We start from the raw sequence: 18,243 nt of genomic DNA, 5'->3' as shown, positions 1-18,243 counted from the left end.
ATTTAACTCTTTTTTGCAGATGTAGGTAAAATTAACGCATCAAGCTGTTGTAATTGTGGATCATTGGCATGTTTTTGTTTCAGTTGTTGTAACACTGCGCTAAATTGCGTGAGTGACCCTTGCATATACAAAGCTTTAGCATAACGAACGCCAATATTTATATTATGGCTAAGTTCATACGCTTTGCCTAAGGCTTCCGCCGCAGCTTCATAATCGTTCTGTAAAAATGCAATATAGCCTAGCGTATCAAGAATTGAGGCCTGTTCAGGCGCATATTCTAATGCTTGCTCTGCATACTGACGTGCTTCTTTTAAACGGCGGTTTTGCAGTGCCAGTGTATAAGCATATGCATTTAGATACGTTGGGCTGTTGGGTTCAAGTTGTAATAATTGTTTTAATGTTTTGTCCAGCTTGTCACGGTCCGTATATGGATCAAGTAATAAAACTTCCGCATAAATTAGTTCTGGGTCGTCGGGTAGGTTTTTAATTGCTTCATCTAATAGATTTAGTGCAGCTTTTTTATTGCCCATTTTCTTTAAGATTTCAGCTTGGGCTTGATATAAGAAACTTGCATGTTGAGGATAATTTACTCGTTCTTGAGTAAGGAACCGTAAAGCATCGTGTAAGTTTTCTTGTTTATCATATATTGCGATCAAATTTCGTCTCGATACCACATATAAACTGCCATCAACTAAACGATAGTATGCTTTTGCAGTTTCATAATGCTGTTTACGCTCTGCATTAATGGCTAAGTAGTAATACGCTTCATTTTGGTATTTTGCCGAGTTTCGTAGGTCAACAAGATATTGTTCTGCTTTGTCATATTGCTTTAAATCAATACTCGTTAAGCCTGCAATAAATAAGGCTTCTTCAGCTTTAGGGTTGGTTTCTATAATCTTTTCAAGTTTTTCTAACGCAAGCTGAGATTGGTTAATTTGTATGAGATAGCGGATTTCAGCTAATCGAATATCTAAATTTTTCTTATTTTTACGACTCGACTTTGCATACCATTTAAGCGCACCTTCTTGATCGCTGAGAGCAATAAGTAAGTTTGCTTTCATTAAAATAAAGCTCGTTACTTTAGGGCGTCGACGTAATGCTTTGTTAATGTTGGTTAGCGCAGTTTGTAATTGGCCATTTTGAGCTTCTAAATTGGCGATGAGTGCTAAAATAGAAGGGTTATCTTTTTCTGCGCTAGAACGTAAAGCTGTTAATAATACTTCTCGATCTTGCGCATTTTCTGGAGCAATGCTAGCTAAAATTTGTTCTAAATCGGCAGTGGGATCTATCTTTAAAATTTTATCTAATGTCTCAGCAGCAAGCTGATATTCGTGCGTTTTTAAAGCAATGTGTGACAAATAAAATAAAGCTGGTACATCTTTAGGCTCTTGAGCTACCCAATGAGTAGCAATATTTAACGCAGCTTGTAAATCATTATATTCAAGCGCAACGTCTAAAGCTCTCTGCTTAATTGATGTAGAGTTGCTTTTAATTGCGAGCACTGTGTAATTATGCAAAGCGTTTGGAATATCGTCATAAGCTAGAGCAAATTCAGCGACCATCGTTTGCTCTAGTGCCTGATCAAATGAATGCACGGCATAGGTCTCTTGCACAGGACGTGCATAGACATACGAGGACATGCTACCTAACAACAAGAATGTGGTAGAATACTGTCTTATCGAAGCACCGTTAAAATTAATACGGCTATTCATTTGACGCAATTTTTATTGATCCAAAGTAATGCTTTTTATGACACCGATGTTGCACAATAGCATAAATTTAGCGAAATGATGATCTGATATGTCTTTCTTTGCATTGGGTGTCAACCATCAAACAGCTTCTGTAGAACTCCGCGAACAAATTGCTTTCAATGCAGAGCGATTAAGTCGTTTGCTTGCCGAACAACGCCATCACCAAAACTTAAAGGATTTGGTGGTCGTCTCGACCTGTAACCGTACAGAAGTTTATGCCATGGCAGAAAACGCCGAAAGCCTTCTAAAATGGTTAGCCGATGCCAATAATATTGATGTAAAGCAGTTAATTCATCATGTTTATCGTTACGAGAATACGCAGGCCATTACACATTTAATGCGAGTGGCGAGTGGTCTAGACTCTCTCATGCTTGGTGAGCCACAAATTTTAGGGCAGGTTAAAAGCGCTTTGGCATTGTCTAAAGAAGCTCAAACAGTCTCTCCTGAATTAAATAGGGTTTTTGAATACGCTTTCTATGCTGCCAAACGTGTACGTTCCGAAACTGCGGTAGGTAGTCATGCTGTTTCAATGGGTTATGCGGTTGCACAACTGGCTTTACAGGTTTTTAGTAAGCCTGAAAAACTTACCGTAATGGTTGTTGCTGCGGGTGAAATGAATAGCTTGGTTGCTAAGCACTTGGCTGAAATGGGTGTAGCGAAGATTATTATTTGTAATCGTAGCCGTGAGCGTGCTGACCAGCTGGCTCAGGAGATTGCACATCAGGTTGAAGTTGAAATTATTGAGTTTTCAGCATTAGCAGAAAATTTATATCGTGCTGATGTCGTGTCGAGCTGTACTGGTAGTTTATATCAAGTTATTGCTTATTCTGATGTTAAGGCCGCATTGAAAAAACGTCGCTACCAACAAATGTTAATGGTTGATTTAGCGGTACCACGTGATATAGATCCTAAAGTTGAAGCACTTGATGGGGTCTATTTATATGGTGTTGATGATTTACAAAGTGTGATTGATGAGAACCTTGCCCAACGTCGTCAGGCGGCTGTTGAAGCAGAGGTCATGGTTAATCAATTAGCTACTCAGCTTATTACGCATCAAAAGGTTAAAGAGGCGGGTAGTACAATTCATGCTTACCGCCAGCACAGTGAAGAGATTAGTCAACAAGAGCTTACACATGCGTTAGAAGCTTTGCATCATGGTGAGAATGCCGAACAGGTGTTACAGCAATTTGCTCACCGTTTGACGCAAAAACTTATGCATCCCACATCTATCTTGTTACGTGAAGCTGCTAAAGCAGAAAATCCTGATTATTTTGAATGGTTACAACAGCATTTACAGGATGTATTTGATCATGAGCGTAAGCCAAAACATTAAGACAGCAACTTTAAGCTAATTTGTTTTGTTAATTCATTCAATTGTTGTCTTAGATTTCTTGATTCAATTAAAGAAATCGGTGATTTCAGCTTCTGACGTAAATATCTTTCTTGCAGACTTAGCGAATATTCTTTAGCTAACTTATCAGCTACTTCAGGTGCCTGTGTTAATGCCTGAATATTTGTTCTTTGCATAATATCGGCGATTTCATGACAGTAACTACTACACGCACCAAGCACATAATAAGTTGCCAACTCTTGATCATCCGGTAAATCATCAAAAATACGATTTAAGATTGCCAGTACTTTGGCTAATAATTCATCTTGGTGAATATAAGCCCGTAATCCTTCAAAATGAATATAAAGAAAAGGATGATGCATTAAAATTGCAATCGCAAAGTCTTCATCTTTTGTATGGATGTTAAATGAGAGCGAGGCATCGTGGCTGATTTGTGGGGTAAAACGTTTACCTAGTCCGAGTTTTTCACGGAAAGATTGAGTAAGTAAGTAACGGAAAGAACCTTGTTTTGGCAATAACTCGGTGAGTTCTCTGAGTTCTCCCATGACTAAGCTTTTCCCTTCAGGCGTACTGATATCGTGTTGACCTGTTAAGTGCGCAAACACGAAATCGGACAGAAGAGGGGCTTGTTGTAATAGTTTTTGGAAATTCTCGAGTCCTTCTCGACGGATGAGAGAGTCGGGGTCGTGATCATTGGGTAGAACAAAAAATTTAAGTTCACGACCATCATTGAGAAGGGGTAAAGCAATTTCTAAAGTTCTACGTGCAGCTTTTTGACCTGCTGCATCGCCATCAAAAGCAATCGTAATACGACTATTTTGTTTGAATAGAATATTAAGGTGCTCAGTATTACTTGCGGTCCCTAACGTTGCCACAGCTCCAGTAATGCCATATTGCTGAAGCGCAATGACATCCATATAACCTTCGACCATTAACCAATCACTGGATTTAAGCTTTCTTCCTTCATAAAGTCCGTAAAGTAGCTGATTTTTATGAAAGACTTCTGAGTCTGGCGAGTTAATGTACTTAGGTTTAATTTCGTCATTTAAGGCACGCCCACCAAAACCAACCACTCGGCCTTTAGGGTCGCGAATTGGGAAAATGACGCGGTCACGTAACAAATCAAAATCACGCCCATTATCACTTGAGCGGATAAGTCCGAGTTGTTTTAAACCGTCAATATCATAAGGAAAAGCTTTTTCTAGATGTTGCCAGTCTTCTGGAGCATAGCCTAAGCGCCAAAATTGAATCGTCTGATTGGTTAGTCCACGCTGTTTAAAGTAATTTTTTGCCTTTTGACTATGAGGTAATTGTTGTTCATAGAACTGAGCAACATTTTCCAGTAAGTCATATAAATTACCTTCTTGAACTGGTTCATCAAAGCTAAACGGCTGTTCGAACTGAGCAAAAGGGTCATCAAAAAATACTGGTTCAAGTGTGTTGTAGCTTTCATCCGATGGCCGCTGTGGAGTTACAAGTTCTGCCGTATTTGTTTTAGTAACGGGTGGCTTTGTAACCTGACGGGTATAAGATAGTTTTTTATTTTCAGTATTATCTTTAGGTAATTCAATTCCGGTACTACTCGATAACTCTTTCATTACCTCAATAAAGTTTCGGTTATCGATATCCATAAGAAAACGGATTGCATTTCCGTTAGCCTGACAACCAAAGCAGTGATAATACTGCTTGTCACGGTAAACATGGAATGATGGCGTTTTTTCTTGATGAAAAGGGCAACAGCCGGAATATGTACGTCCGGTTTTTTTCAATTTCACACGTTGACCAATCAGATCGACAATATCTGTGCGATCTAGAATTTGATCAATCGTATGTTGTGGAATTGCCATAATTCAGATAACCGTATTAAAACTTGATGAGACAGTGAGTCAGAATATTCTGACATGATGAATCGAGATATGCCCAATAAATATTTTAATATTTTATAAAAACAAACAGGCAAGTGATATCACTTGCCTGTTTGTTGATGTTTTTTAAAGCTTAAACTTATTGAGCAGCGTCATCCGCACCTTGTGTTGCCTCATCTGATTGAACATCAGTTGAAGCTTCAGTAGAGGTTACAGCTGGTGCAACAGTTGTATTTTCTGCTGCTTGTGACTCAGGTTTGTCTAATAAACCGAAGCTTAAACGGTTTGTCCAACTACGTTCAGACTTAGGAGCTTCAACAGGTGTTTGTTCTGGTGCTTCAGTTTCTTCTTTATCTGAATTACCAATTAAACCAAAACTAACACGGTTGAGGAAACCACGTTTTGGAGCTTCTGCTTCAGTTGTGCTCTCTGGCGTTGCAGCAGTCGATTCACGACCGAAAATACCTAAAGTTGCACGGTTGATCCAGTTACCTTCTTTACGAGCAGCACGCATGTTAACTGTGCCGTCTTTTTTCACCAAGCTTGGATAATTAAGTTTTAAAACTTCAATATATTGTTGCGAAGTAGCTTTATCACCTAACTTGTCATAGCTATATGCCAAAGTGGCTAAAGCTTCTGGAATTTGAGGTGTTTGTGGATAGTGTTCAATCACCCATTGCGAACGTTCTGCAGCGGCGATCCAAGCTTTACGCTTAACGTTGAAGCGAGCGGCAGTCATTTCATTTTCAGCAAGTTCTTGCCCAATGAATTTCATACGCTGAGCAGCATCAACAGAATATTGGCTACTTGGGAAACGACGAATTAAATCAACAAAGTTTTGATACGCAACTTTTAAATAACTCACATCACGATGTGACTGTTGCAAAGAGGTATAACGCATCAAACTGTCGTAGTTTTGCTCCATATTGGCAACAGCACGAACATAATAAGCATAATCCACATTTGGATGTTGAGGATTTAAACGAATAAAACGTTCTGCTAAGGCAATGGTGCCTTCATAATCTTTTTGTTTAAATTTCGAATATAGAAGTTCAAGTTGTGCTTGTTGAGCGTATTGTCCAGTCGGATAATAAGTATCGATTGCCTCTAAAGACTTGGTCGCATCAAGATATTGACCACGGTCAAGCGACTTTTGGGCCTTTTCGAAGTAAGCTTGTTCACTAGATTGAGGGCCAGTATCGACCACTTCTTTTTTACTTGGATTGCTGCTACAGCCCACAAATGCAGACGCTACGCCTAAAGATAAGGCAAGCATCGTAATTTTATAACGTGGTAGCGACATAAAAACTCCTCTGTTATGTTGGGCAATGAGCTACAATTGCGCTATTAAACCACTTTTATCTCAATGATCAAATGACTTCAGCACAATCTTCAAACACAAACTTCTCTGAAACCGACTTCAATTTACTTGAAGATTCTGAGGATGCAGATAACCATACTTCTGATACAACTGCAACACGTTTATCGTTGCAAGTTCAGCTAGATGAAACCTATCTGGGACAACGTATCGATCAGGTAGCAGCCTTGGTATGGAGCGAGTTTTCACGTGAAAAGCTCAAGCAATGGTTGAAAGATGGCCATCTGTTGGTGAATGGTAACATTGTCAAGCCTAAACACCGTTGTGAAGGAACTGAGCTGCTTACGCTCGAAGTAGAGCTCGAAGCCCAGACGACGAGTCAACCTGAAAATATTCCACTTAATATTGTCTATGAAGACGATGATATTTTAGTTATTAATAAGCCGGTAGGCATGGTAGTACATCCAGGAGCAGGCAATAGTTCTGGAACTTTAGTGAATGCTTTGCTTTACCATTTCCCAAAATTGGCAGAACTTTCGCGCGCTGGTTTAGTACACCGTATTGATAAAGATACCAGCGGTTTACTGGTGGTTGCTAAAACTCTAGAGGCCCAATTTTCTTTAAGTAAACAGTTGGCAAATAAAACGGTTTACCGTGTATATGATTTGGTTGTTTATGGAAATATTATTGCTGGCGGCACGATTGATGAACCAATCAAACGCCACCCAGTTGATCGTGTAAAAATGGCAATTTTACCGGGTGGGCGAGATGCAGTAACTCATTACAATGTAAAAGAACGTTTTAAAGATTTTACCCGTGTACAAGCTCGCCTTGAAACAGGACGAACACATCAGATCCGTGTGCATTTTAGTTACATTGGTTATGGCTTAGTTGGTGATCAGGTTTATATGAACCGTGTGCGTGTGCCAGCTGGTGCATCTGAGCTGCTCATTGAAACTTTACGTGGTTTTAAACGTCAGGCATTGCACGCAGCTAAATTGGGCTTAAAACACCCTCGTACTGGTGAAGAAATGCTATTTGAAGCGCCGTGGCCTGAAGATTTCACACATTTAGTGAATGTGTTACGTTCAGAAAACGCTGCATATTAAGGACGTGCATATGGAATTTGTTCAAGGTTTACCTCAAGGCGTATTTGTAGGGCAGACACGTGTTCAGCATCCTTTGGCATTGCCAACAGGTCAGGTTGAGTTATCTGGCTTTAATCTGGCTTTACATGTCAAAGATGAGCCACAGCGTGTTCAACAGCATCGAATGATATTGTTAGATGAGTTTGCGAAATTTGGTGTTAAAAAAATGACATGGATGACCCAAACGCATAGTACGATTTGCCATACTGTAAATGAACAAATTCCTTTTAAAGCTTTAATCGGCGATGGTTTGGTCACCCAAACAAAAGGTCATGCTTTAATGATGATGACGGCTGATTGTTTACCTGTCGTGTTGGGAAATGCCGAAGGAACCGAAGTCGCTAATTTGCATGCTGGTTGGCGTGGTTTAGCAGGTGGCATTATTGAAAATACAGTTACGGCTATGCAAAATCCTCCAACTTGGGCATGGTTAGGAGCTGCAATTAGTCAACCTTGTTTTGAAATTGGGGCTGAAGTAAAAGCTGCCTTTTGTGATAAATATCCAGAGTTGGAAACAGCTTTTGTTGAAGGCGTGGCTCCAAATAAATTTCATGCAGACTTATATGCTATTGCATGCTTTATTTTGCAAAGTCTAGGTGTGCAACAAGTCTTGGGCGGAGATCAATGCTCTTATCAACAGGATGAAGAGTATTTTTCTTATCGTCGTGATGCGAAGACAGGGCGTATGGCTACGTTTGTTTTTATGTAAGTTTTGATCACCGCCTTAAATGACTCTCTTATTTTATATTCATTAAAAAATAAGAGAGTTTTTTATTTAACTCGAAAATATTTCTATAGTATGCGGTAGTGAAAGCCTTATATTTCATATTTATAGATGAAGGTTTAGCAAGCGTTAATAAAATGATAAAATAGAAAAAATCGCTCAAAATTTTAAACTTATGTCTTTGCCTGAAAAACATCTCTCTATTGTCTACCACAGTCCATATGGTCATACCGCGAAGGTAGCTTCCGCTATTGCTGCTGGTGCAGAGGTGATGGGTGTAAAAGTACATTTAATGAATATTGAACATATTGATTGGGATGCACTTGATGCATCGCATGGTATTATTTTTGGTTCACCTACCTATATGGGAAGTATGACGGCCGACTTTAAAAAGTTTATGGACAGTACTTCTAAACGTTGGAAAAATCGTTTATGGCAAGGCAAGCTTGCAGCTGGCTTTGCAAACTCAGGTGGTCTAAGCGGCGATAAATTGGCTGTATTACAACAATTAAATATTTTTGCGATGCAACATGGCATGCTTTGGTCAGGTTTACCTTTAATGACGACTGGGCATAGTGAAAAAGATTTAAATCGATTATCGAGCTGTTTAGGTTTAATGACGCAGTCAGATAATGCACCTGTTGAAATTACTCCTCCACAAGGCGATTTAGATACAGCTAAATGGTTTGGCGAATATATTGCTGGACTCTTATATAGATTAAATTAATAAAATTCAAAATGTAAAAAAGCCTCTAAAGAAGAGGCTTTTTATTTAATTACTTATGAAATATACGAGCTTTATCACGCTGCCAATCGCGATCTTTTTCAGTCGCACGTTTGTCGTGAAGCTGTTTACCCTTCACAAGTGCGATTTCAAGTTTAACCAAGTGACCTTTCCAGTAACATGCCAAAGGAACACATGAGTAACCTTTTTGGTTAACTGAACCTGTTAGCTTTTCTAGTTCTCGGCGTGATAATAATAATTTACGTGTACGTGTAGCTTCAGGTACTACATGAGTAGATGCTGAAAGGAGCGGTTGAATTTGTGCACCAAATAAAAACGCTTCACCATTCTTAAAAATGACATAACTTTCTGTCAAACTCATGCGACCAGCACGTAAAGACTTTACTTCCCAACCTAGTAAAGACATACCAGCTTCAAATTTTTCTTCGATAAAATAATCATGGCGGGCACGTTTGTTTTGTGCGATGGTTCCGCCATTATGTTTCTTTACTACTGTTGCTTTCGCCATAATTCAAACTTCCACAATTATGCCTATTGTGCCGTAAACTGATGCCAAGGTGAAGTTTTTTCCTACACGTCAATATTTCGCCTGATGTATAACTTTTGCTAAAATAGGTTCACAATACAATTAGAGTACTAGCGGATGTCTAAAACGCGTGTAATTTATCCTGGAACATTTGACCCCATCACGAATGGACATGTTGATTTAGTTACTAGAGCATCAAGAATGTTTGATGAGGTTGTAGTAGCAATTGCAATTGGACATCATAAAAACCCTTTGTTTAGTCTAGAAGAGAGAGTTGAACTGGCCCAAACTTCATTAAGCCATTTATCAAATGTTGAATTTGTCGGCTTTGATGGGCTGCTAGTTAATTTTTTCAAAGAGCAGAAGGCAACAGCAGTACTTCGTGGTTTAAGAGCAGTTTCTGATTTTGAATATGAATTTCAACTTGCCAATATGAACCGTCAACTTGACCCACATTTTGAAGCAGTATTTTTAACGCCATCTGAGCAGTATTCATTTATTTCTTCGACATTGATTCGGGAAATTGCTCGTTTAAAAGGGGATGTAACCAAGTTTGTTCCGCAAGCTGTGGTTGAGGCCTTTGAACGTAAACATCAACAAGGTTGGTAAAGTGTCGTTATATATCACCGATGAATGCATAAACTGTGATGTTTGTGAACCAGTTTGCCCAAATGAAGCTATTTTCATGGGTGAAGTGATTTACGAAATTCATCCAGATTTATGCACTGAATGCGTTGGTCATCATGACCAGCCGCAATGTCAGTTATTTTGTCCAGTAGACTGTATTCCTAAAGATCCGCAGCATGTTGAAACGGAAGAACAGCTATTAGACAAATATAAAAGATTAATTGCTCAAAAAAGCACAAGCAATTAGTAAATAAATTTGTTAATATGCGCCCCTGAGGTGAGCTGGATGGTCGCTGCTGTGGAGGTCTTCGTGACTGAAGCAGGGGAGGAAAGTCCGGGCTTCATAGGGCAGGGTGCCAGGTAACGCCTGGGCGGTGAAAGCCGACGGAAAGTGCAGCAGAGAGTAGACCGCCTCATTCGTGAGGTAAGGGTGAAAGGGTGCGGTAAGAGCGCACCGCGTGTCTGGTAACAGTTCACGGCATGGTAAACCCCACCAGAAGCAAGACCAAATAGGAATCCTGAGGTACGGCCCGTACTGGATTCGGGTAGGTCGCTTGAGCGTATGAGTGATTGTACGCCTAGAGGAATGACCATCCTCGACAGAACCCGGCTTATAGGCTCACTTCACCTCATTTTATTTAAAATTTTTCTTGACGTGCGTTAAAGAAGTTAAGATAATGCGCGCACAGTTTTCGGCTATGTAGCTCAGTTGGTTAGAGCACCGCACTCATAATGCGGGGGTCACAAGTTCAAGTCTCGTCATAGCCACCATTTTATAGACCACGCTCCTGCGTGGTCTTTTTTTATGCTCATTTTTTGATTAAACACAGTTTGTGAAGACCGACTTTATAGTTGTGGCATTGTTTGTCTAGACCAATTTCTTCATGTTCTTATAACACTTAACAAGGATGTTGAAGACATGAAAAGGTCATTATTATTTTTAGGAATTTTAAGTTTAACTGCGGGAGTAGAGGCTTCTGCGGCTGATTTGAGTTGGGGAGATCCAACTTTAGATTCGGGTCAATTTAAAGTGTCTGGCGCAGTACGTTCTCGTTATTTACATAAAGATTATGTGGTTGATGCAAATGAAGGGTCCCAAAATGATGATTGGCGGTTAACTGATATTAAATTAGTATTAGGTTATGAAAATCCAGATTGGATTGCAGGTGCGGATGCCCGTTGTTATCAATATGATCGCTTGTGTGATGCGATTTTTCTAAAAAAAGCTTGGGTAGGTTATAAATTATCTGATCAGCAGAGAATCACGGCAGGTTTGCAACCCGTTGATTTTGGCTTTGGCGAATTTTGGGGAAGTAGCTATTACGAAACTCTTTTAAATACTGTCGGTTTAGAAGATATCGATAATCTGGGGATTAAATATAAATTTGCAGATGATAAATATAATTTGACCCTAGGATTCTATCCCACTGATGGCGGAAATTATAAGGGAACTTCAAAGGACTCAAGCAGATACAGTGGTAACTTTGTGGAAGCTGATGATTTAACCACAGGTACTAATATCGAAGAAAAGAATATGTGGATTGCTCGAGGATCTAGAAAATTTGAGCTTGATAAAGCTCAAAAATTTTCGACCGAGTTAGGTGGTTCAGTTTGGTATTCTGATTTAGAAAATAAAAGAACAGACGAAGATGGACACCGCAAATCATGGAACGTTTTTGCTCAAACACAATATCAAGCATGGCAATGGATGTTCTTAGCGGGCAAGCAAGATGTCACGAATGGCGACGATTTATTCCCTAATAGTTCAACGATTGGTGCGTTCGACTATCCATATCAAGTTGCTAATAAAGGCAAATATCTGGTCAATGAAATCAACTATACCTTTGCTCAGCCATTTCACAAACTTGAAAATATTAAACCTTATATCTCTCATAGCCGCTTCTTTAAAGATGAGAATGGTTATAAAGACTCTGAACGCTTAATTGCAGGGGTTTATTTTAATTACAAAGCCATTGGTATTCAGGGTGAATACATTATGAGTAAAAATGATCCAATGGTTGGTGGTGGGGCTGATGGCCTTGCACAAGGTAGCAGTAATGATTGGGATAAATTATTTTATCTTTCAATCGGATATTATTTTTAAAATTTAAAAGCGATTTATTGCCCTAAGTGAATACACTTCACTTAGGGCTTTTTTATAGAAAGACTTTTTCAGGTGGTGGATCTCGTTTGACAGCTGGTGAAATGAGTTGTCCACGACTTAGGTTTTGTACATGCTGTAAACGATTGAGCAATTCGTTTTGAATAAACAAAATGCAGGTTTGTAATTTAGATGAGCTTTTGAGTCGTGATGGATAAACTGCCCAAACATCTGCATCTTGCCAATATTCGGGCAAAATGTGTTGGAGTTGACCTGTAATTAATTCATCTGCAACATCCCAAATTGATCGGAAAATAATCCCGTGGCCTTCTATGGCAAGTTGATGAATAATTTCGCCGTTATTCGAAACAAAACGTGGTTTGATATGCACTGAGACATCTTCAGAAGCATGCCTAAATTTCCATAACACAGATGATTGATCGCGTTCACTAATTGTCAAACAATCATGTGTTTGCAAATCTTCAATGCTGTCTGGTACGCCGTGTTTAAGTAAATAACTCGGCGCCGCACATAAAATCCGAAAATTGGAAGCTAACTTCTTCGCAATCATATTTGGTGCAATTTCATTACCAATTCTAATATCCAAATCAATACTGTGTTGAATCAGGTCTTTGGTATTGTCGATGGTGTCAAAATGAATTTGGAGCTTTGGATAAAGCATCATTAATTTAGACAGAATTGGTGCAATATGCTTTCTGCCAAAACCAAAGCTACTAATAATATCCATACGACCCGTGGGTGTACTGAGTGGGTTGTTCACTAGTTCACAGACTTCATCAAATTCTTCAAGAATATTTGAAACTCTCTCAAGAATGAGTTTGCCATCTTCTGTCAGGCTAACATGACGTGTGCTGCGATGAAAAAGTTTGCAGCTTAAGGTGTTTTCTAAAATATTAATTCGCTTGCTAATAAAAGCTGGCGATGTCCCGAGTTCCTCAGCAGATTCGACAAAACTTTTTAGTTTGGCGACTGTGCAAAAAACCTTTAAATCCGATAGGTTAGGTAGATTATTCACGATCCGTGTCCATTGGAGTGATAGTTCTGTTGTTGATCATTTTTGCTTAAAACATCATGTTTAAGCCATACAAGGATATTAGTCGAAGGTGTGAAGGAAGCTTATGGCAAAAAGATATAAAGTTGCCACGATTGCAGGCGATGGCATTGGTTTAGAAGTTCTACCAGAAGGCATTAAGGTTGTAAAGGCAGCAGCAGAGAAGCATGGTATTGAGCTTCAGTTAGATGCTTTCGATTGGGCAAGCTGCGATTACTACCTTGAGCACGGCAAAATGATGCCAGATGACTGGTTTGAAACTTTGCAGGGCTACGATGCAATTTATTTTGGCGCTGTAGGCTGGCCAGATAAAGTACCTGACCATATTTCACTTTGGGGGTCGTTGCTCCAGTTCCGTCGCGGTTTTGACCAATATGTGAATTTACGTCCAGTGCGCTTAATGCCGGGTGTTAAATGTCCCTTAGTAGGTAAAAAACCAGGCGATATCGACTTCTACGTGGTCCGTGAAAACAGTGAAGGTGAATATTCAGCCATTGGTGGTAAGGCTTTTGAAGGAACAGATCGAGAGTTTGTTTTACAAGAAGCTGTATTTACGCGTCATGGTGTAGATCGCATTTTGCGTTATGCATTTGAGTTTGCAAATCAGCGTGACGCGAAAAAAATTACAGCAGCGACCAAGTCTAATGGTATTGCGGTCAGCATGCCCTATTGGGATGAACGTGTGGATGCGATGGCAAAACAATATCCACAAATTCAGGCTGATAAGCAGCACGTTGATATTTTAGCAGCTCGTTTTGTTTTACAACCTGAACGCTTTGATGTGGTTGTTGCATCGAATTTATTTGGCGACATTCTTTCCGATTTAGGCCCTGCATGTACAGGAACTATTGGTTTGGCTGCTTCGGCAAATTTAAACCCAGAAAGAAAATTCCCATCATTGTTTGAACCTGTACATGGTTCAGCACCAGATATTTACGGTAAACAAATTGCCAATCCAATCGCTGCGATTTGGTCGGGTGCCATGATGTTCGAATTCTTTGGTGAAGAAGACGAACGTTGCATTCAAGCAGGTCAGGACATTATGCAGGCGATTGAGCATGTATTAATTAATGGGCCAAAGACAGCCGATATCGGCGGTCAGGCAAAAACTTATGAGGTAGGAGATGCAATTGCATCGTGTGTAGCCCAAATTAAAATGGACGTGTTCGCTATGGAATAACGCCATCCAAAAATGGATGTATGGATATGGATAATCAAAACACAAAAATTTATACGGATAAAGTTCTTGCTGTAACCAGTTTACTGTTTGTATTTATTTCAGTTGCTGGTTTGGCGATTTATTCGCAAGAGTCGATCAAGATCGCTGCAACATGGATGCAGTGGACGACATCGGTATTTACCACCCCAGTATTACTGTTTGCTTTTTTAGCCATTATTTTTACTTTTGGTCTAGCTTTTAGTAAATACGGCAAAATCAAACTAGGTGAAGGAAAGCCTCAATACACCACGATGTCATGGATTTTTATGTTCATCTTGTCAGGTATCGGGTCTTCTACATTGTACTGGGGCTTTTTGGATTGGGCTTACTATTATCAAACTCCGGGTTTGAGCTTACCGCCTGAGTCAGCAGAAGCATTGAAATATAGCGTGGCTTACTCGTTTTTTCACTCAGGTTTAAGTGCATGGGCAATTTATGCTTTGGCATCAATTTCTTTGTGCTACAGCTACCATGTTAGAAAAAACAAAGGCTTAAGTTTGGCTTCAGTGATTGAAGCGGTAACAGGCTTTAAATCAACAGGTGTGGTTGGGCGTTTAGTCGACTTAATGTTCTTGCTTTGCATGTTTGGTGCATTAACGATTTCGTTGGTACTCACTGCTGTGACATTTACCAATATTTTGTCTCAGCTCACAGGTATCCCAAATACTTTTATGACTAAGGTCATCATTATTTTGGGTGTTTCGGTTCTGTTTGCACTTAGTTCGTATGTAGGTATGGATAAAGGCATGCAACGTTTAAGTCACATGGTGTGTTTAGGCGTGGTGTTATTTGCGATTTATGTACTGTGCTTTGGTCCAACTCAATTCATTTTGAATAATTCATTAATGAGTTTCGGGTTAATGGCAACCAACTTTGTTGATATGAGTCTGTTTACCGACCCAATGGGCGATGGCAAGTTTACTCGTGAATGGACTGTTTTCTACTGGTTATGGTGGATTTCATATGCACCGGGTGTGGCACTCTTTGTAACGCGTGTTTCTAAAGGCCGTACTATTAAAGAAGTGATCTTTGCCATGGTGATTGGCGGCAGTGTTGGTCTTTGGTTTATCTTTGGTGTGTTTGAAAACTACAGCGTTTATAGCTTTATTCATGGGGCTGTAAATGTACCGCAAATCTTAAGCCAACAGGGTGGTGAGGTTGCAATTGGACAATTGCTCAGCCTATTACCTGCTGGAAAGCTGATGATGTGGATTTTTCTCGGCATTATGGTGGTGTTCTTGGCAGCACATATGGATGCGGTCGGATATGCAGTTTCAGCAACATGTACACGCGGTTTAAGTGAAGGGCAAGATCCATCGCCAAATGCCCGTCTGTTCTGGTGTGTCATGCTGACTTTGGTTCCGATTGCCATGATCTTTAGTAAAGCACCTTTAGACACCATGAAAACGGCAACTATTGTGACGGCTTTACCATTCATCGTGATTATTCTGATTCAGACCTATGGCTTAGTGAAATGGTTGATTCAGGATTATGCCAAAGTCCCATCACATTTAATTGAGCAACAAGGTTATGATGATGCGGAAATTGGTTTAAACCAGGCTCAAGATGAACATGCAAAACGGATGCAGCTAGAGCTTGCAAGCTCAATCAAACTGGACAGAAAAACCAGCTAGAGGGAACGGTAATGACTACATGTGAACAGACTACGTATGCCTTAAGTGAAGAAATGCAAAGCCTTGTGTATTGGAGCAGCATTTATTCACCAGCAGATGCAGATATTGACTCAGTCCGCGCGGCCTATGACGCGATGTGTCGACACTACACTTTGCCTCGTGATGGCAAGATTGAAGTCGAAGATAGAGTTGTTGCAAATGCGGAGCATTCAGTGCCTGTTCGCATCTATTCACCAAAAACTAACCGACCTGAAGCTGGTTGGCCATGTGTATTGTATTTACATGGTGGCGGTTGGATGGTGGGTGGCCTCGATTCACATGAGTTTATTACCAGTTATTTATGTCAGGACTTAAATGCAGTTGTCATTGGTGTGGATTACCGCATGGCACCAGAGCATCGCTTTCCGGCAGCTTTTGAAGATTGTTTAGCAGTTTATCAATGGCTTAAAGAGTATGGTTCTGATTGGCAGATTGATAGCGGAAATATCGTTCTAGCAGGCGATAGCGCAGGCGGTAACTTAGCAGCTGCCCTAGCAGTGCATCTACAGCATAGTGGTTTGCAAGCTCAAGGTCTGGCATTGGTTTATCCGTGTTTAACTACAGCGCTTGATACACCAGCCGCACAAAAGCATGCACATGCGCCGTTACTCACAACGGAAGATATGCATTTTTATTTAAAGGAATATGCACCTAACTCTCAAGATTGGCAGGATTTACGTCTAGCACCTTTATTGGCAACTGATTTTTCAGATATGCCTACAAGTTTTGTCACGGTTGCAGAGTATGACCCTTTAAGTGATGACGGTTATTTCTTTACTCAAAAATTGGAACAAGCAGGTATCCCTAACGAGTTCCATTTAGGCAAAGGTTTATTGCATGGCAGTTTACGTCTTATGCGTGATTGTCCTGAAGTTCAACAGTTATATCAAAACATGCTGAGTGCGATACGCCGCATGTTTGGCAGTGTCGAAAAGATATCAATTTAATATCGAGTCATTTGGACGAAAAGAATTTAATGGAGTAAAACATGAGTGCAGTTGAAAAATTACCTGAAGATTTTTGTGCAAACCCAGATGTTGCATGGACTTTCCCTAAAGTTTTCTATACTTCATCGCAAGTTTTTGAGCATGAGAAAGAAGCAATCTTTGCTAAAAGCTGGATTTGTGTTGCACATGGCAGTGAATTGGCACAACCGAATGATTATATTACCCGTAAAGTAATTGGTGAAAATATTGTCATCATTCGTGGTAAAGATAGCGTTTTACGTGCTTTTTATAATGTATGTCCGCACCGTGGTCACGAACTTTTAAGTGGCAGTGGTAAAGCAAAAAATGTAATTACCTGCCCATACCATGCTTGGACTTTTAAGCTAGACGGTAGCTTAGCCTTGGCGCGTAACTGTGACCACGTTGAATCTTTCGATAAAGAAAACTCAAGCATGGTGCCTTTAAAAGTTGAGGAATATGCAGGATTTGTTTTCATTAACATGGATGAAAATGCGACTTGTGTAGAAGACCAACTTCCGGAATTTGCTGAGCGTTTAAATCAAGCATGTAGCGTAATTAAAGATTTGAAACTGGCAGCACGTTTTGTGACAGAAACTCCAGCAAACTGGAAAGTGATTGTTGATAACTATCTAGAGTGCTATCACTGTGGACCAGCGCATCCAGGTTTTGCTGACTCCGTACAAGTTGATAAATATTGGCATACCACACATCAAAACTGGACACTACAGTACGGTTTTGCACGTTCATCTGAGAAGTCATTCAAGCTTGATCCATCAGTAACAGATCCTGAGTTTCATGGTTTCTGGACTTGGCCTTGCACGATGTTCAACGTACCACCGGGCAGCAATTTCATGACGGTGATCTATGAGTTTCCAGTAGATGCAGAAACGACTTTGCAGCATTACGATATTTACTTCACGAACGAAGAGCTCACTCAAGATCAGAAAGATTTGATTGAGTGGTATCGTAATGTATTCCGTCCTGAAGATTTGAACTTGGTCGAAAGCGTACAACGTGGTTTGAAATCACGTGGTTATCGTGGTCAAGGCCGTATTATGACTGATAAGCAACGCTCAGGGATTAGTGAGCATGGTATTGCCTACTTCCAACATCTTGTAGCGCAGCATCACAAATAAAACAAATGGATTTATTCAG

16 protein-coding genes, 1 tRNA gene and 1 other RNA gene are annotated in these 18,243 nt (G+C 40.0%); 13 read left to right on the top strand and 5 right to left on the bottom strand.

Annotated elements, in window-relative coordinates; all coding sequences use genetic code 11:
- Window positions 1-2 precede the first annotated feature (2 nt).
- Window positions 3-1,712 carry a tetratricopeptide repeat protein gene (locus tag ACYU0V_RS14375; protein WP_005070953.1) on the bottom strand — a complete coding sequence of 570 codons (1,710 nt, stop codon included), beginning with the start codon at window positions 1,710-1,712 and terminating at the stop codon, window positions 3-5.
- 88 nt (window positions 1,713-1,800) lie between these two features.
- On the opposite strand from ACYU0V_RS14375, the gene hemA reads away from it, so the two are divergent.
- Window positions 1,801-3,084 (top strand): glutamyl-tRNA reductase, encoded by a 1,284-nt coding sequence (gene hemA / locus ACYU0V_RS14370; protein ID WP_461848003.1) that lies wholly within the window; start codon window positions 1,801-1,803, stop codon window positions 3,082-3,084.
- On the opposite strand, the gene ACYU0V_RS14365 is transcribed toward hemA, so the two are convergent.
- The gene (locus ACYU0V_RS14365; RefSeq protein ID WP_262442507.1) at window positions 3,081-4,949 is read right to left on the bottom strand and encodes a DNA primase; all 1,869 of its coding nucleotides are present in this window, start codon (window positions 4,947-4,949) and stop codon (window positions 3,081-3,083) included. The genes hemA and ACYU0V_RS14365 overlap by 4 nt on opposite strands.
- A gap of 157 nt (window positions 4,950-5,106) precedes the next feature.
- Window positions 5,107-6,270: an outer membrane protein assembly factor BamD gene (locus ACYU0V_RS14360; RefSeq protein ID WP_032005748.1), complete on the bottom strand. Its 1,164-nt coding sequence runs from the start codon at window positions 6,268-6,270 to the stop codon at window positions 5,107-5,109.
- A 71-nt stretch (window positions 6,271-6,341) separates the two neighbouring features.
- Between ACYU0V_RS14360 and rluD the strand changes: the two genes are divergently transcribed.
- The 3 genes from rluD to ACYU0V_RS14345 all read left to right on the top strand — a co-directional run bounded on the left by rluD (window position 6,342) and on the right by ACYU0V_RS14345 (window position 8,884).
- Window positions 6,342-7,394 (top strand): 23S rRNA pseudouridine(1911/1915/1917) synthase RluD, encoded by a 1,053-nt coding sequence (gene rluD / locus ACYU0V_RS14355; protein ID WP_262442508.1) that lies wholly within the window; start codon window positions 6,342-6,344, stop codon window positions 7,392-7,394.
- Window positions 7,395-7,404: 10 nt separating this feature from the next.
- Window positions 7,405-8,142: a peptidoglycan editing factor PgeF gene (pgeF, locus tag ACYU0V_RS14350; protein WP_461848002.1), complete on the top strand. Its 738-nt coding sequence runs from the start codon at window positions 7,405-7,407 to the stop codon at window positions 8,140-8,142.
- A gap of 190 nt (window positions 8,143-8,332) precedes the next feature.
- Window positions 8,333-8,884 carry a flavodoxin family protein gene (locus ACYU0V_RS14345; protein ID WP_325792560.1) on the top strand — a complete coding sequence of 184 codons (552 nt, stop codon included), beginning with the start codon at window positions 8,333-8,335 and terminating at the stop codon, window positions 8,882-8,884.
- A 49-nt stretch (window positions 8,885-8,933) separates the two neighbouring features.
- Here ACYU0V_RS14345 and smpB read toward each other — a convergent pair whose 3' ends face one another.
- Complete coding sequence (gene smpB / locus ACYU0V_RS14340; RefSeq protein ID WP_002120348.1) at window positions 8,934-9,410, bottom strand: SsrA-binding protein SmpB; 477 nt, start codon at window positions 9,408-9,410, stop codon at window positions 8,934-8,936.
- Window positions 9,411-9,545: 135 nt separating this feature from the next.
- On the opposite strand from smpB, the gene coaD reads away from it, so the two are divergent.
- The 5 genes from coaD to ACYU0V_RS14315 all read left to right on the top strand — a co-directional run bounded on the left by coaD (window position 9,546) and on the right by ACYU0V_RS14315 (window position 12,159).
- The gene (gene coaD / locus ACYU0V_RS14335; protein WP_005070938.1) at window positions 9,546-10,037 is read left to right on the top strand and encodes a pantetheine-phosphate adenylyltransferase; all 492 of its coding nucleotides are present in this window, start codon (window positions 9,546-9,548) and stop codon (window positions 10,035-10,037) included.
- A gap of 1 nt (window position 10,038) precedes the next feature.
- Window positions 10,039-10,302: a YfhL family 4Fe-4S dicluster ferredoxin gene (locus ACYU0V_RS14330; RefSeq protein ID WP_086266024.1), complete on the top strand. Its 264-nt coding sequence runs from the start codon at window positions 10,039-10,041 to the stop codon at window positions 10,300-10,302.
- Window positions 10,303-10,329: 27 nt separating this feature from the next.
- Window positions 10,330-10,685, top strand: an RNA gene (rnpB, locus tag ACYU0V_RS14325) — RNase P RNA component class A.
- Between the two features lie 64 nt (window positions 10,686-10,749).
- Window positions 10,750-10,826: transfer RNA gene (locus ACYU0V_RS14320), tRNA-Met, on the top strand.
- Between the two features lie 148 nt (window positions 10,827-10,974).
- Window positions 10,975-12,159, top strand: coding sequence for a porin (locus ACYU0V_RS14315; RefSeq protein ID WP_461847999.1), 1,185 nt, complete (start codon window positions 10,975-10,977; stop codon window positions 12,157-12,159).
- A 52-nt stretch (window positions 12,160-12,211) separates the two neighbouring features.
- Here the strand turns inward: ACYU0V_RS14315 and ACYU0V_RS14310 are convergent, their stop codons facing one another.
- Window positions 12,212-13,192, bottom strand: coding sequence for a LysR family transcriptional regulator (locus ACYU0V_RS14310; RefSeq protein WP_057076700.1), 981 nt, complete (start codon window positions 13,190-13,192; stop codon window positions 12,212-12,214).
- A 103-nt stretch (window positions 13,193-13,295) separates the two neighbouring features.
- Between ACYU0V_RS14310 and ACYU0V_RS14305 the strand changes: the two genes are divergently transcribed.
- The 4 genes from ACYU0V_RS14305 to cntA are packed head-to-tail and all read left to right on the top strand — an operon-like array spanning window position 13,296 to window position 18,224.
- Window positions 13,296-14,408: a tartrate dehydrogenase gene (locus tag ACYU0V_RS14305; protein ID WP_126645151.1), complete on the top strand. Its 1,113-nt coding sequence runs from the start codon at window positions 13,296-13,298 to the stop codon at window positions 14,406-14,408.
- A gap of 20 nt (window positions 14,409-14,428) precedes the next feature.
- Window positions 14,429-16,081, top strand: coding sequence for a BCCT family carnitine transporter (locus ACYU0V_RS14300; RefSeq protein ID WP_002120258.1), 1,653 nt, complete (start codon window positions 14,429-14,431; stop codon window positions 16,079-16,081).
- Window positions 16,082-16,092: 11 nt separating this feature from the next.
- Window positions 16,093-17,067, top strand: coding sequence for an alpha/beta hydrolase (locus tag ACYU0V_RS14295; RefSeq protein ID WP_461847996.1), 975 nt, complete (start codon window positions 16,093-16,095; stop codon window positions 17,065-17,067).
- Window positions 17,068-17,108: 41 nt separating this feature from the next.
- Window positions 17,109-18,224, top strand: coding sequence for a carnitine monooxygenase subunit alpha (gene cntA / locus ACYU0V_RS14290; RefSeq protein ID WP_002120432.1), 1,116 nt, complete (start codon window positions 17,109-17,111; stop codon window positions 18,222-18,224).
- Window positions 18,225-18,243: the final 19 nt, after the last annotated feature.

The organism is Acinetobacter sp. X9 (genome assembly GCF_054889255.1).
This window is presented reverse-complemented; position numbering and strand designations above follow the sequence as displayed.

What these genes read in the sequence shown, in the direction of transcription:
- ACYU0V_RS14345 (WP_325792560.1), top strand. Translation starts at nt 8,333, where the DNA reads ATGTCTTTGCCTGAAAAACATCTCTCTATTGTCTACCACAGTCCATAT.
- rluD (WP_262442508.1), top strand. Translation starts at nt 6,342, where the DNA reads ATGACTTCAGCACAATCTTCAAACACAAACTTCTCTGAAACCGACTTC.
- ACYU0V_RS14315 (WP_461847999.1), top strand. Translation starts at nt 10,975, where the DNA reads ATGAAAAGGTCATTATTATTTTTAGGAATTTTAAGTTTAACTGCGGGA.
- ACYU0V_RS14365 (WP_262442507.1), bottom strand. Translation starts at nt 4,949, where the DNA reads ATGGCAATTCCACAACATACGATTGATCAAATTCTAGATCGCACAGAT.
- ACYU0V_RS14295 (WP_461847996.1), top strand. Translation starts at nt 16,093, where the DNA reads ATGACTACATGTGAACAGACTACGTATGCCTTAAGTGAAGAAATGCAA.
- ACYU0V_RS14305 (WP_126645151.1), top strand. Translation starts at nt 13,296, where the DNA reads ATGGCAAAAAGATATAAAGTTGCCACGATTGCAGGCGATGGCATTGGT.
- pgeF (WP_461848002.1), top strand. Translation starts at nt 7,405, where the DNA reads ATGGAATTTGTTCAAGGTTTACCTCAAGGCGTATTTGTAGGGCAGACA.
- ACYU0V_RS14300 (WP_002120258.1), top strand. Translation starts at nt 14,429, where the DNA reads ATGGATATGGATAATCAAAACACAAAAATTTATACGGATAAAGTTCTT.
- cntA (WP_002120432.1), top strand. Translation starts at nt 17,109, where the DNA reads ATGAGTGCAGTTGAAAAATTACCTGAAGATTTTTGTGCAAACCCAGAT.
- hemA (WP_461848003.1), top strand. Translation starts at nt 1,801, where the DNA reads ATGTCTTTCTTTGCATTGGGTGTCAACCATCAAACAGCTTCTGTAGAA.
- coaD (WP_005070938.1), top strand. Translation starts at nt 9,546, where the DNA reads ATGTCTAAAACGCGTGTAATTTATCCTGGAACATTTGACCCCATCACG.
- smpB (WP_002120348.1), bottom strand. Translation starts at nt 9,410, where the DNA reads ATGGCGAAAGCAACAGTAGTAAAGAAACATAATGGCGGAACCATCGCA.
- ACYU0V_RS14360 (WP_032005748.1), bottom strand. Translation starts at nt 6,270, where the DNA reads ATGTCGCTACCACGTTATAAAATTACGATGCTTGCCTTATCTTTAGGC.
- ACYU0V_RS14375 (WP_005070953.1), bottom strand. Translation starts at nt 1,712, where the DNA reads ATGAATAGCCGTATTAATTTTAACGGTGCTTCGATAAGACAGTATTCT.